General features: G+C 29.5%; 15 protein-coding genes. 7 read left to right on the top strand and 8 right to left on the bottom strand.

All coding sequences use genetic code 11. From position 1 onward, the window contains the following. Positions 1–19 precede the first annotated feature (19 nt). The 3 genes from ACQY1Q_RS01380 to ACQY1Q_RS01370 form a co-directional block, all read right to left on the bottom strand. Positions 20–679 carry a pyridoxamine 5'-phosphate oxidase family protein gene (locus tag ACQY1Q_RS01380; RefSeq protein WP_431003483.1) on the bottom strand — a complete coding sequence of 220 codons (660 nt, stop codon included), beginning with the start codon at positions 677–679 and terminating at the stop codon, positions 20–22. 10 nt (positions 680–689) lie between these two features. Beyond that, on the bottom strand, positions 690–1,211 hold the full coding sequence (locus tag ACQY1Q_RS01375) for a GNAT family N-acetyltransferase (protein WP_431003482.1): 522 nt from the start codon (positions 1,209–1,211) through the stop codon (positions 690–692). Between the two features lie 105 nt (positions 1,212–1,316). Then, positions 1,317–1,835: a DinB family protein gene (locus tag ACQY1Q_RS01370; protein WP_431003481.1), complete on the bottom strand. Its 519-nt coding sequence runs from the start codon at positions 1,833–1,835 to the stop codon at positions 1,317–1,319. 81 nt (positions 1,836–1,916) lie between these two features. Between ACQY1Q_RS01370 and ACQY1Q_RS01365 the strand changes: the two genes are divergently transcribed. Further along, on the top strand, positions 1,917–3,398 hold the full coding sequence (locus tag ACQY1Q_RS01365) for a PLP-dependent aminotransferase family protein (protein ID WP_431003480.1): 1,482 nt from the start codon (positions 1,917–1,919) through the stop codon (positions 3,396–3,398). 23 nt (positions 3,399–3,421) lie between these two features. Here ACQY1Q_RS01365 and ACQY1Q_RS01360 read toward each other — a convergent pair whose 3' ends face one another. From ACQY1Q_RS01360 to ACQY1Q_RS01340, 5 genes are all read right to left on the bottom strand, one after another. Next, entirely contained in the window at positions 3,422–3,613 is a 192-nt protein-coding gene (locus tag ACQY1Q_RS01360; protein WP_431003479.1) for a hypothetical protein, read from the bottom strand. Between the two features lies 1 nt (position 3,614). After that, positions 3,615–3,989 (bottom strand): hypothetical protein, encoded by a 375-nt coding sequence (locus ACQY1Q_RS01355; RefSeq protein ID WP_431003478.1) that lies wholly within the window; start codon positions 3,987–3,989, stop codon positions 3,615–3,617. Between the two features lie 38 nt (positions 3,990–4,027). Then, a complete protein-coding gene (locus ACQY1Q_RS01350) occupies positions 4,028–4,357 on the bottom strand; it encodes a hypothetical protein (protein WP_431003477.1) in 330 nt (109 codons plus the stop codon). Between the two features lie 322 nt (positions 4,358–4,679). Continuing rightward, on the bottom strand, positions 4,680–5,525 hold the full coding sequence (prmC, locus tag ACQY1Q_RS01345) for a peptide chain release factor N(5)-glutamine methyltransferase (protein WP_431003476.1): 846 nt from the start codon (positions 5,523–5,525) through the stop codon (positions 4,680–4,682). Positions 5,526–5,543: 18 nt separating this feature from the next. Beyond that, positions 5,544–6,035, bottom strand: a complete 492-nt coding sequence (locus ACQY1Q_RS01340) for a GNAT family N-acetyltransferase (RefSeq protein WP_431003475.1) — start codon at positions 6,033–6,035, stop codon at positions 5,544–5,546. Positions 6,036–6,224: 189 nt separating this feature from the next. Here ACQY1Q_RS01340 and ribD point away from each other — a divergent pair, with 189 nt between their 5' ends. From ribD to ACQY1Q_RS01310, 6 genes are all read left to right on the top strand, one after another. Further along, entirely contained in the window at positions 6,225–7,268 is a 1,044-nt protein-coding gene (gene ribD / locus ACQY1Q_RS01335) for a bifunctional diaminohydroxyphosphoribosylaminopyrimidine deaminase/5-amino-6-(5-phosphoribosylamino)uracil reductase RibD (protein ID WP_431003474.1), read from the top strand. Then, a complete protein-coding gene (locus ACQY1Q_RS01330; RefSeq protein WP_431003473.1) occupies positions 7,261–7,869 on the top strand; it encodes an HAD-IA family hydrolase in 609 nt (202 codons plus the stop codon). The genes ribD and ACQY1Q_RS01330 overlap by 8 nt, the downstream gene beginning before the upstream one ends. A gap of 1 nt (position 7,870) precedes the next feature. Beyond that, positions 7,871–8,731 (top strand): EamA family transporter, encoded by an 861-nt coding sequence (locus ACQY1Q_RS01325; protein WP_431003472.1) that lies wholly within the window; start codon positions 7,871–7,873, stop codon positions 8,729–8,731. Next, complete coding sequence (locus ACQY1Q_RS01320) at positions 8,731–9,345, top strand: IMPACT family protein (protein WP_431003471.1); 615 nt, start codon at positions 8,731–8,733, stop codon at positions 9,343–9,345. The genes ACQY1Q_RS01325 and ACQY1Q_RS01320 overlap by 1 nt, the downstream gene beginning before the upstream one ends. A gap of 99 nt (positions 9,346–9,444) precedes the next feature. After that, entirely contained in the window at positions 9,445–11,139 is a 1,695-nt protein-coding gene (locus ACQY1Q_RS01315) for a TrkH family potassium uptake protein (RefSeq protein ID WP_431003514.1), read from the top strand. Positions 11,140–11,149: 10 nt separating this feature from the next. Next, a complete protein-coding gene (locus tag ACQY1Q_RS01310; protein WP_431003470.1) occupies positions 11,150–11,836 on the top strand; it encodes a potassium channel family protein in 687 nt (228 codons plus the stop codon). Positions 11,837–12,000: the final 164 nt, after the last annotated feature.

Genomic DNA, 12,000 nt, shown 5'->3' with positions numbered 1-12,000 from the left:
GCATGTACATGACTTATGCTTATTTGTGTTTTTCGTAATATTCTAAAACATGGTTGGGTATTTCAATGTTTTTATCCATCTTTTCATCGGGTACAGGCATTTCGGCAATTTGTTTTATAGGAATTATACCTGCCCAAATAGGAAGTGATTCATCTTCAGGTTCATCGTTAACACCTACGTTTCTTACTTTGGCTGAGGCTGTTTGAATTGTAATTTCAATGACTAAAGTTTGGTTAAATTCTTTTTCATTCATTTCTCTTACATATTCCCATCTATCGTTCATCATAAAATCCATAACACATTTGAGAGCCATTTCTTTTTCCTTAGGATCATCTACCTTTTTTACAGTCCCAAATAAAGTAGCAGACCTATAATTAACGGAGTGATGAAAACCAGAACGAGCTAAAATTAAAGCGTCTAAGTGGGTAACCGTCATACTGGCACTTTTTTGTTCAAGTAAAGATAGTAACATACGATTTCCGGTAGAGCCATGTAAGTATATTTTATCGTTAGTTCTACCATAAGCCATTGGAATAGCAATAGCATTTCCTTCAAATATGTAACTTACATATCCGATAAAACCTGCATCAAGAATTGAATTGATTTCATCTATATTATATACAGCTCTTTTGTTTCCTCTTTTAACTCGATTTAGTTTTGATTTAGTATATTCTTCCATATTTTTTATTTTAAGAGTTGATTTTCTTTGAAAAAACTAGATTTTCAAAAGCTTTACCATTTACCATAAATTCATAATCTCCAACAATTTCAAATCCAAGTTTTTTATAAAATTGAATTGCATTTTCATTTTTGATATAGGTAGTTAACCAAAGTTGTTTAAAACCTAATTCTTTAGAATTATTAAACACAGTAGTATATAATTCATATCCTACTTTTTTACCTAAAAATTCTTGCAATACATAAATTCTTTCTAACCTACATTGCTTCTTTGAATCAACTTGAATATTGTTAGTATTTAAAACTAATTTTGCATACCCCACAGGAAGTTTGTCTACATAAGCTATCCAGTAAAGGTTATTTGAATTTTGTAGTTCTTTTTTAGTTTTTTCAATAGAAAAAGCCTCATTATTATACTTGAATAAATCTTCTTTGTTATTAATAAAATGACCGTGTGACTCTGAATAAGTAAGTCTACCTAACAAAGCCAAAATTTCTGTATCTTTTAAAGAAGCCGGTACGATTGTAATCATTACATTATCTATTTTCTGGAGAAATATTTTTAAATTTTTCTATTACTTGTTTTTCTCTTCTATATTTCTTTTCGCAAAGCTCACAATTAGGTCTTATTTCTAACATTACAGGTAGCGCTCTTTAATGATATTACTATGCCAAATACTATGACCTAATAAAATAAAAGCACAAGCTCTTGCTGAAATAGGAGAATTACTAGCTACTCCCATATTACTAAGGTATTTTGTAGGTACACTCTTTACAAGGTTTAACGTATATAACCTAGTAATAGTAAACTCTTGTAACAGTTCATCAATAGATTTACTATTGGCTTCTGAAGAAAAAATAAAGTCATCTTGTTCAAATCCCATTAAAGCAGTTTTATCAGCACGAGCTATTCGTAAAAAACGATACATGAAAATACGTTCAGTATCAATTATATGTTGTAAAACCTCTTTAATAGTCCATTTTTCAGGTTGGTATCGGTACTCTAATTTTTCTTTGGGTATAGAAGAAAAGAAATCAATTACAAACTTCTTATCGTTTTCTAATCCTTGTAGTAACTCTGTTTCATCTGAAACTAAATTTATATACCTGCCAAAATATTCATTATACTCTGAAGGTTGTATATCTTTTTTTGTCATGTTGTTAATGTTTTGCATTTCAAATGTATTACATTTAAGGACTATTATTTTAGTCCAGAATAAATAAAAAAAGTAGTCCAGATGTTTCCGTATAAAACAAGTTTTAAGCTGCAAAAGAATACAACACAACCCTTGTATTTACAACTAGCAAATCAGTTTATTTTTTATATCCGAGAGGGAAAATTACCAGCTAAAACTAAATTATTGGGTTCTAGAATGTTATCAGAATTATTAAGTATTCATAGAAAAACAGTAGTTTCTTGTTATGAAGAATTAGAATTACAAGGTTGGGTAGAAAGCATTCCCAAAAAAGGAACCTTTGTTAAAGGGGATTTACCTTTGTTAAGACAAAAAGATTTTAATTGTTTTGAGGAAGAAAAGGATACTTCAGCAAATACAGGTTTTTCATTTTATAAAAATGAAGTATTCTTAACCAAAGAGACTGTTAAAAATCATGATTGGACAGTAATAAATGATGGAATTTCTGATACAAGATTAACGCCAACTGTTGAAATAGGTAGAATTTACAGAAAAATTTGTAGCAAAAAAGATATATATAAGCATATGTCTTATACATCTACTTATGGTCATGAAAAGCTGAGAGAGGTTTTGGTAGATTATTTAAATTCAACACGCGGATTAAAAATAACCAAAGATAATTTACTGATTACAAGGGGTAGTCAAATGGGTATATGGTTAAGTGCGCAACTATTGTTGAAAGAGAAAGATATAATTGTTGTTGGAGTAACAAACTATTCCTCTGCAGATATAACATTTTTACAAACAAAAGCAACATTGTTACGAATACCGGTAGATAAAGAAGGTATATGTACAAATGAGTTAGAAAACATTTGTAAAACAAGTTTAATAAAAGCGGTGTATATAACTTCTCACCATCATCATCCAACAACGGTAACCTTATCTGCAGAAAGAAGAATTCATTTATTAAATTTGGCAAGAACCTATAATTTTGCTGTTATTGAAGATGATTATGATTATGATTTTAATTATAACCATGCACCTATTTTACCGTTGGCGAGTCATGATAAGGGTAAAAATGTTATATACATAGGTTCTGTATGTAAAACGGTTTCACCGGTATTTAGAATAGGATATTTAATTGCTTCGCAGGAGTTTGTAAAAGAAGCTTCAACATATAGAGGATATGTAGATAGGCAAGGAGACGCGCTTTTAGAGTTAACTTTTGCAGAATTTATAAAATCGGGAGATTTAGACAGGCATATAAGAAAGGTGCTTAAAATTTATGAACAGAGACGAAATCTGTTTTGTAAGCTTTTATCAAATGAATTATCTGAATATTTAGTGTTTGAAGTTCCTAAAGGAGGAATGGCTATTTGGGTTACGCTAAAACAACCATATAGTTGGGAAAAAGCTGAAAAAGAAGCTTTAAAATATAAGTTAGTGTTAGGTGATTGGAAACGATATGATTTAGCTGAACAACAACATAATTCTATTCGTATAGGCTTTGCCAGTTATAATGATGAAGAAATATATGAACTCATCAACAAACTAAAGTCAGCATTAAAAAATAGTAAAAAATAAAAGCGCCTATAAGCGCTTTTATTTTAAAACAGGTCTTTCACTAAATCATTCATGCTGTCATATTCTTTAAACAAGAATCCAAAAAAGTCACCGCTATTTTTACCTTTTGACTTTAATGAGCCTTCAGAAAATCGATATTTTCTAAAAGTTTTCAGCCTCTTATTTAGGTGTTTTCTTAGTGTTTTATCTATGGGTAAATGATTTGTGTTTTCCATTTTATAAAGCTTTATTTAATTCAGCTTTGTATTTGTTTAATAAGGCTTTAGTTATACCTAAATTAGCTTCTTTAGAATCTACTGCTAAATACACAAAATAAGTTCCGCTTGGAGCGATATTGATAATATGTATTTGACTAGATAAAGTAATGGTAATATCTTGAATTTCTTCATTTAAACCTAAAGCATCAATAGCTTTTAATTTAGCTTTAACTACTTCTAGGTTGTATGCTGAAGCAATATTTGGATCAAAATCAGGGTTGTTTGTAAAAGATTCGTAAGCTTCACCTGAACTAACATCAGTTATTGAAACTGCGATAAAACCGGGAACGTTACTTTTTAAATTTTCGATAAGGTCATTTAAAATTTCTTTCATTGTAAAAAAATTAAAGTTAATAAATATATTCTGCTATGTTATTGAGGAATTATTTTTTTAAGTGTAAGTTTTATAATAGCTAACTTTGAAATATCTTCTGCTAATAAACAAACAATATGATCATCATCATACTTGTTTATAACGGATACTCCTTCATCAGAAGCTAATACTAATTGATTTAGCGTTTTAGAATTTAACGCATCTTGAAAAAACTCACTTGACATGGTAACTATTACTGCAGCCATGGCTGCAATATTATTTTCATTAGAAATGTTGTGAGAGTCTAATACATGACCCTCAGCATTAAAAACGAGCCCTGAATCAGCTTTAGACTCTTCAATTAATGTTTTTAAATTTACTTTTCCCATTAAGGTTAAGACGTTTTATAGTAGGTTTAATACTTTCTTTTTAATTAGTGTATAGGTTAAGACACACTTTTTTTCAAGGGGTCACAAAAATAATACTTTTTTTCATGTTACTTACTGAATTAACAGTGTTTAACATTTGTTGGTAAATGTGTATTGTGTTGTTTTTTAAGTGGTTGTGTTTTTGTTTTGTGCTTTTTACAAAATAATTATTTTTTACGTTTTTTTTAAATTAAGGTCGCTAAGAAATTCAAGGGCTTACATATAAGTTTGTAAAAAATCTGATTTTAATTTAGTAGAACACCTTTAAAATAGTAAACTAATTTTAAATTTTAGCCTTAATCATTCTGTCATTTCCAAATAGATCTTTACGAAGTTCTACAGAAGAGAAATTTTTATTTTTAAGCAGGTCAATCATTTCTTTTCCTAAATATTGATTAATTTCAAAAAATAGAAGACCGTCATCATTTAAATGCTTTTTTGCTAAATCAGCAATTTTATCGTAGAAAACTAAAGGATTATTATCGTCAACAAATAGAGCTAAATGAGGCTCATTTTGCAAAACATTATTTTTAATTTCTAATTTTTCTAAATTTCGAACATAAGGAGGGTTAGAAACAATAATGTCATACTTTTGAGGAAGTATTTCTAGACTAAGAATGTCTAATTGTAGGAAGTTAATTTTAGTGGCATTTAAAAGAGCGTTTTCTTTGGCAACTTTTAAGGCTTCTTCAGAAACATCTATAGCATAAATAGTTGCGTGAGGTAAGTTTTTTCCTAAACTAATAGGAATGCAACCAGTACCCGTTCCTATATCTAAAATACTTGAAACGGTTGTTTTTTGAGCCTCTTGTATAATCCACTCAACCAACTCTTCAGTTTCAGGTCTTGGTATTAATGTGTGTTTGTTAACATTAAAAGGCAAACCATAAAATTCTGTTTTTCCTAATATATACTGAATAGGTTCTTCTTGTTTAAGACGTATTAAAGCATTGGTAAAGAGAAGCTTTTTTTCTTCTAAAATTTCAAAGTCAGATTGTAAAACATAATCAATTCTTTGAAAGTTTAAATACTCTTCTAACAGATAAAAGAAAAAAGTATCTATTTCATTTAATGGATATATAGTTTGTAATTCAGAAGTAAAAAAAGTTTTAAACTCTTTAATAGTCATTAGAAGGTATTTTTCCGGTTATAGTTCTTTAATCATCCAAACATTACAAGAGTAGTGACCTGTATTTCCCATAGGTCCATCTAAACTTTTAAATCCGTTTTTTTTATATAAAGCTCTGGCTGCATCCATATAAGGCATAGTTTCTAAGTAGCATTGTTCAAATCCTAAAGCTTTGGCTTTATTTAAACAATGATTAATTAATTCATTACCTAAACCTTTTCCTCTGGTTATGGGCAGGAAATACATTTTTTGTAACTCACATACGTTTCCATTGTAATTATCAAGAGGGGCAAAACCAGCACCACCGACTATTTTACCTTCAAATTCAATAACGAAATACTTAGCTCGTTCTTTTTGATAAGTTTCAAACATCTGATCTGTAGCTTTATCTTCATAGGCTGTTCCTACTTTTGGAACACCAAACTCAATTAAAACATTACGAATTAGTAGAGCAACCTCTTGATTATCTTCAGGTTTAATTTCTCTAATGATAAAATCAGACAGAGTCATAGGAATATAGTATTTTTGTAAGAGCAAATTACCTAAAAACAAAAAGAAAATAAAAAAATATCAAGTTTTTATTTATGAGTAAAAAATAAAAACAGATTAATACGAAAAAAATAGATTAATTAACTGATGTATGTAAATGCAGTTTGATTGATTTTAAGGAGGTAATTGAGCTACTAAAACTTAAAATAATTGAGTCATAATCACGAAAAGTATATAAAACGTTGTTTACAACTAGCTAAAAATGGTATTGGAACCACTAGGCCTAATCCCTCAGTTGGGGCAGTAGTAGTATACAATGATACAATAATAGGCGAGGGCTATACAAGTCCTTATGGAGGTCCGCATGCTGAAGTAAATGCAATTAACTCTGTACAAAAACCGGAATTACTTGAAGTATCTACCATATATGTAACTATGGAGCCATGTTCACATTATGGTAAAACCCCTCCTTGCGCTGATTTAATTGTGACAAAAAAAATACCTAATGTGGTTATTGGTTGTGTAGATACCAATTCTTTAGTATCCGGTAAAGGAATAGAAAGATTGCAAAAAGCCGGATGTAATGTTATAGTAGGTGTTTTAGAAAAAGAATGTTTACAACATCATAAACGTTTTTTTTCAGTACAAGAAAAAAAACGACCTTACATTATTTTAAAATGGGCAGAAACCGTAAATGGTTATATTGCGCCTTCTACCAAAGAGGAATTGAAGCCTGTTTGGATTTCAAATGTTTATTCTCAGCAACTTGCACATAAATGGAGAAGTGAAGAACATGCTATTTTGGTAGGAACCAATACAGCATTACATGATAATCCTAGCCTTAATGTACGTAGCTGGACAGGCAATAACCCTGTAAGAGTTTTGTTGGATAGAAAACTTCGTGTTTCTAAAACATTTAACATACTGGATAATAGTATACAAACAATTGTGTTTACCGAAGTAAAAGAATTTGAAAATAAGGAGCTTATAGCTTATGAAACCATAAATTTTAAAGAGCAAGTAGCTAAACAAATTTGTGAGATTTTAATGAAACACAAAATACAATCGGTACTTATTGAAGGAGGACGACAAACATTACAAACATTTATAGATGAAAATCTCTGGGATGAAGCAAGAGTTTTTGTAGGACAAAGCCATTTTGATGAAGGAGTAAAAAGCCCCGATTTGTCAGCAAAACAAATAGTAGAAGAAAAAATAGATAACGATATATTAAGAATATATACTAATGATTAAAAATATCATTTTTGATTTTGGAGATGTGTTTATCAATTTAGATAAGCAAGCAACCTATAAAGAATTAGCCAAATTAGGCGTTACAGAAGTAACTGAGGAAATGATGGAAATGTATTATCGCTATGAAACAGGTGCGATAACGACGAATGAATTTGTTGATTTTTTTCATAATAAATTTGCAATTCCTAAAGAAGATTTAAAAAGAGCTTGGAATGCTATTTTACTGGATTTTCCAGATCATAGATTTAACTTTATAAAAAAACTGGCAGATAAAAAAGAATACAGATTGTTTTTATTAAGCAATACGAACGATTTGCATATATCATGGATTCAAAACGATTGGGGAGAAGAGTTGTATGCTATATTTAAAGATTGTTTTGAGCAATTCTATTTGTCGCATGAAATCAACTTGAGAAAACCTAACCGTACCATTTATGATTTTGTTTTAGAAGAGAATACATTAATTCCAGAAGAAACTATTTTTATTGATGATACTTTTGAAAATACAGAAGCAGCAAAGAAATTAGGAATAAAAGTATGGAATATAGATCCGGAAAAAGAAGATGTAGTTAATTTGTTTAATAGAGAAGAGTTTTTATAAAATGATGTACTTGTTATTGAGTGTTGTTTTCTCAACATCATTGTTTGTTATTTTTAAGTATTTTGATTTATACAAAGTAAATACCTTGCAAGCTATTGTAGTTAACTATATGGTAGCTTTTGTTTTAGGAATGTTTTCTGCTAACGCTTTTGGCAGTATAACCGAAGTTACTAACCAATTATGGTTTTACGGTGCTATGTTTTTAGGATTATTATTTGTAACTATTTTTCTTGTAATGGCCATAACAGCTCAAAAGAACGGAGTTTCGGTAGCTTCTATTGCAGGTAAAATGTCAGTAGTGGTTCCTATTGTTTTTGGTATAATTTTGTATAATGAGAGTGTCACTTTTTTAAAAATAATCGGAATTGGTATTGCATTAGTGGCAGTGTACATGTCTTCTGTAAAAGAAGAAAGTAAAGGAGATAACCAAGGATTGCTTTATCCGGTATTGTTATTTTTAGGATCCGGGGTAATCGATACGACTTTGAAATATGTTGAAACAAATTTTGTTTCAGAAAATGATGTAGATTTCTTCTCCGGAAGTCTATTTGGTTTTGCAGCATTTTTTGGAGTTCTCATTTTACTGGTAAAGCAAATTATAACGAAAGAAAAACTAGAGTTAAAAAGTTTATTGGCCGGTATTGTATTAGGGATTCCTAATTATTATTCTATTGTGTTTTTAATTAAAGCGTTGCAAAATGATAATTTTGAAAGTTCCACTTTGTTTACTGTAAATAATGTAGGGATTGTAATTGTTTCTACATTGGTTGGTTTTTTAGTGTTCAAAGAAAATTTTAGTATTAAAAATAAAATTGGAGTGGCTTTGGCTATATCCGGAATTATATTAGTAACTATAGCTTAATGGATGAAGTAAAAGATACATATAAAACCATAACAAAACCATCCGAAGAAACGCTATTTAAAGATAGAAACAGTAAATTTTACGGATATGCTTTTCCGGTTTCTTCAGAAGATGACATTAAAGAATGTCTAGAGCAACTAAGAAAAATACATCATACCGCTCGTCACCATTGCTATGCTTGGCAACTGGGAACAGAAACACTTCGATTTAGAGCAAATGATGATGGTGAACCAAATAACTCGGCAGGACAGCCTATTTACGGACAAATTCAAGCTTTTGATGTGACTAATGTTTTAGTTGTTTCTGTACGTTATTTTGGTGGAACAAAACTAGGAGTAGGAGGTTTAATTAATGCCTATAAAAACTCTGCTCAACTAGCACTAGAGGCTTCGGAAATAATAGAGAAAACAATAGATAAACAATTTAAAATAACGTTTGGTTATGATATGATGAATAAAGTGATGCGTATTATAAAAGAACGTAATATAGAAATTGTGAGTCAAAAGTTGGAATTGGAATGTGAATATCTAATCACAGTTCGTAAAAATGAAGCAGAAGCTGTTTATACTATTTTTGATACGTTATTTAAAGTAGAAATAAAAGAAGTAGAATAACCAATAAATTTAAATATATTAAAGTTGATCTTTTCTAAAATAAATATTACCAGTATTAAAAAGTTATACCAAGTAGCTTTTACTTCATCTGTAATAGGAATGCTCTTATTTATTGTTGATTTTGGTTTTGATAAATCAACACAAGTACAAAAAATATTTAATGTTTTTTACTTTATTATTATAGGTCTAGGAATCACGTCTACTATACTGAGGTATATTGAAAGATTAAAACAAATAAAAAGACGTGTTATAATTTTTGATATTCTTACAATTTTAATAACACTTACCATTCTATATACTCATTTTTTAGGAGAAGATGCCCATAGACATATTTCGTTCTTATATAATGATAACTGGGTAAAGTTTGCTATAATACTAACATTTATAAGAGAATTTTCAGAACAAGGAGTCAGCTATAAAAGAACACTTTTAAATCCGGCTCAATTATTTATTATAAGTTTTTTTAGTATAATTATCATAGGTACCTTATTGCTAATGTTGCCTAACGCAACCTATACAGGTATTTCTTTTTTGGATGCTTTATTTACTTCTACCAGTGCTGTATGTGTAACAGGGTTAATTGTAGTGGATACCGGAAGCTATTTTACAACTTTCGGGCAGTCAATTATTTTGTTTTTAATTCAAGCAGGAGGTATCGGAATTTTATCTGTAGCCAGTTACTTTAGTTATTTTTTTAAAGGAGGAACCAGTTATGAAAGTCAATTAACGTTGAGTGATATGACAGGTTCTAATAAACTTAGCGAAGTTTTTTCTACCTTAAAACGTATTTTAGTCATAACATTTTCAATAGAATTATTAACGGCTATACTAATTTATTTTAGCCTAGATAAAAATATGTTTCGTTCATTTTTTGAACAATTCTTTTTCTCTGTATTTCATTCTGTGTCGGCCTTTTGTAATGCGGGTTTTTCAACTTTACCCAATAGTTTATACGAAACAGGATTTAAAAATAATTATGTATTACAAGCAATTATTATAGCTGCATTTGTATTAGGAGGATTAGGTTTTCCAATTGTAGTAAATATTATAAAATATCTTAAATATTTCTTTTTAAAGAAATTTTTCTATTTGAGAGGAAAACAACAAACACATAAACCGTGGGTACTAACTTTAAATAGCCGTATTACTTTGGTAACTACATCAACATTAACTTTTATAGGAACGTTAGTTTTTTACTGTAATGAATATAATAATACCTTAGGAGAGCATGAAGGAGTAGGTAAATTTATTACCGCGTTATTTGGAGCCACAACACCAAGAACAGCCGGGTTTAATAATATTGATATGGGAGCATTACATTTCTCAACAGTAATGATGATGTTTTTATTGATGTGGATTGGAGCTTCTCCGGCTTCAACAGGAGGAGGAATAAAGACCAATACTTTTGCTATAGCAACACTTAACTTTATTAGTTTAGCAAAAGGTAAATCTAAAATAGAAGTTTACAGAAGAGAAATTGCCGATGTATCTGTAAGAAGAGCTTTTGCAGTAATATCATTATCATTAGTTGTTATAGGATCCGGAATTATAATAGTATCTGTTTTTGATAGTGATAAAAAATTATTAGATATCGCTTTTGAGTGTTTTTCTGCTTACAGTACTGTAGGATTAAGTTTAGGTATTACAGCCAAATTAAGTGCATTTAGTAAATTAGTAATTATCGCAATAATGTTCATAGGAAGAGTAAGCATGTTAACATTGCTTATTGCACTTTTTAAGAAAGTGAAACATAAAAACTATAAATATCCTGTGGAAGAAATAACGATAAATTAAAAAGAAAAAAATGAAATATATTATCATAGGACTAGGAAGTTTTGGAGCTTCTTTAGCCGAAAAACTTACAGAGCAAGGAAATGAAGTTATAGGAATTGACACCAATATGAATAAAGTTGATAACTATAAAGAACGCATTTCACATACTATTTGCATGGATGCTACTGATGAGTTTACAGTTTCCGGCTTACCACTGAGAGATACAGATATGGTAGTAATAGCTATTGGAGAAAATAAAGGAGCTAATGTAATGGCTACAGCACTATTTAAAAACTTTCAGGTAAAAAGGTTGGTAAGTAGAGCAATAGATAGCCTACATGAAAAAGTATTACGAGCTATAGGTGTAGATGAAATAGTGCATCCTGAGGCAGAATCAGCAGAAAGATGGGCTAAAAAACTCTGTTTAAAAGGAGTGGTAGACTCTTTTGAGTTAAGTGATAACTATAGTATTATAGAAGTTAAAGTACCTAAGAGGTATGATGGTGTGGCTATTAGTGATGCTAAAATAAGAGAGAATTATAATTTATTAGTGTTAACCACTATTGGAAGTAGTGTTGAAAAGAGTTTTGTAGGAAGAACAATAAACGTAACAAAAGTTAAAGGAGTTGCAAGCCCGCAAGATGTATTAAATAAAGATGATATTTTGGTGGTGTATGGCTCTAATAATGATATAAAAAGATTTTTAAAAGACGATTAAAAGAATTCTTAATTAAGAAATATATACTTATTTTAAGTGTTTAAATAAATAGGTGTGTAAAAAACTCATCCTTCCAGTCTCGTTAAATTAAAAGTAATATAACTTGAAAAATATTTCAAATTAAAGTAACTTAGCTAAGTTTCACATTTTTAAGTGTAATACTT

Source organism: Tenacibaculum sp. TC6 (assembly GCF_050606265.1).
Lineage (GTDB): Bacteria > Bacteroidota > Bacteroidia > Flavobacteriales > Flavobacteriaceae > Polaribacter.
The sequence above is the reverse complement of the archived record's forward strand: the minus strand, read 5'-3'. Positions and strand labels throughout refer to the sequence as shown.

Coding starts and splice junctions, on each gene's coding strand:
- ACQY1Q_RS01380 (WP_431003483.1), bottom strand. CDS start 679: ATGGAAGAATATACTAAATCAAAACTAAATCGAGTTAAAAGAGGAAAC.
- ACQY1Q_RS01375 (WP_431003482.1), bottom strand. CDS start 1,211: ATGATTACAATCGTACCGGCTTCTTTAAAAGATACAGAAATTTTGGCT.
- ACQY1Q_RS01370 (WP_431003481.1), bottom strand. CDS start 1,835: ATGACAAAAAAAGATATACAACCTTCAGAGTATAATGAATATTTTGGC.
- ACQY1Q_RS01365 (WP_431003480.1), top strand. CDS start 1,917: ATGTTTCCGTATAAAACAAGTTTTAAGCTGCAAAAGAATACAACACAA.
- ACQY1Q_RS01360 (WP_431003479.1), bottom strand. CDS start 3,613: ATGGAAAACACAAATCATTTACCCATAGATAAAACACTAAGAAAACAC.
- ACQY1Q_RS01355 (WP_431003478.1), bottom strand. CDS start 3,989: ATGAAAGAAATTTTAAATGACCTTATCGAAAATTTAAAAAGTAACGTT.
- ACQY1Q_RS01350 (WP_431003477.1), bottom strand. CDS start 4,357: ATGGGAAAAGTAAATTTAAAAACATTAATTGAAGAGTCTAAAGCTGAT.
- prmC (WP_431003476.1), bottom strand. CDS start 5,525: ATGACTATTAAAGAGTTTAAAACTTTTTTTACTTCTGAATTACAAACT.
- ACQY1Q_RS01340 (WP_431003475.1), bottom strand. CDS start 6,035: ATGACTCTGTCTGATTTTATCATTAGAGAAATTAAACCTGAAGATAAT.
- ACQY1Q_RS01330 (WP_431003473.1), top strand. CDS start 7,261: ATGATTAAAAATATCATTTTTGATTTTGGAGATGTGTTTATCAATTTA.
- ACQY1Q_RS01325 (WP_431003472.1), top strand. CDS start 7,871: ATGATGTACTTGTTATTGAGTGTTGTTTTCTCAACATCATTGTTTGTT.
- ACQY1Q_RS01320 (WP_431003471.1), top strand. CDS start 8,731: ATGGATGAAGTAAAAGATACATATAAAACCATAACAAAACCATCCGAA.
- ACQY1Q_RS01315 (WP_431003514.1), top strand. CDS start 9,445: ATGCTCTTATTTATTGTTGATTTTGGTTTTGATAAATCAACACAAGTA.
- ACQY1Q_RS01310 (WP_431003470.1), top strand. CDS start 11,150: ATGAAATATATTATCATAGGACTAGGAAGTTTTGGAGCTTCTTTAGCC.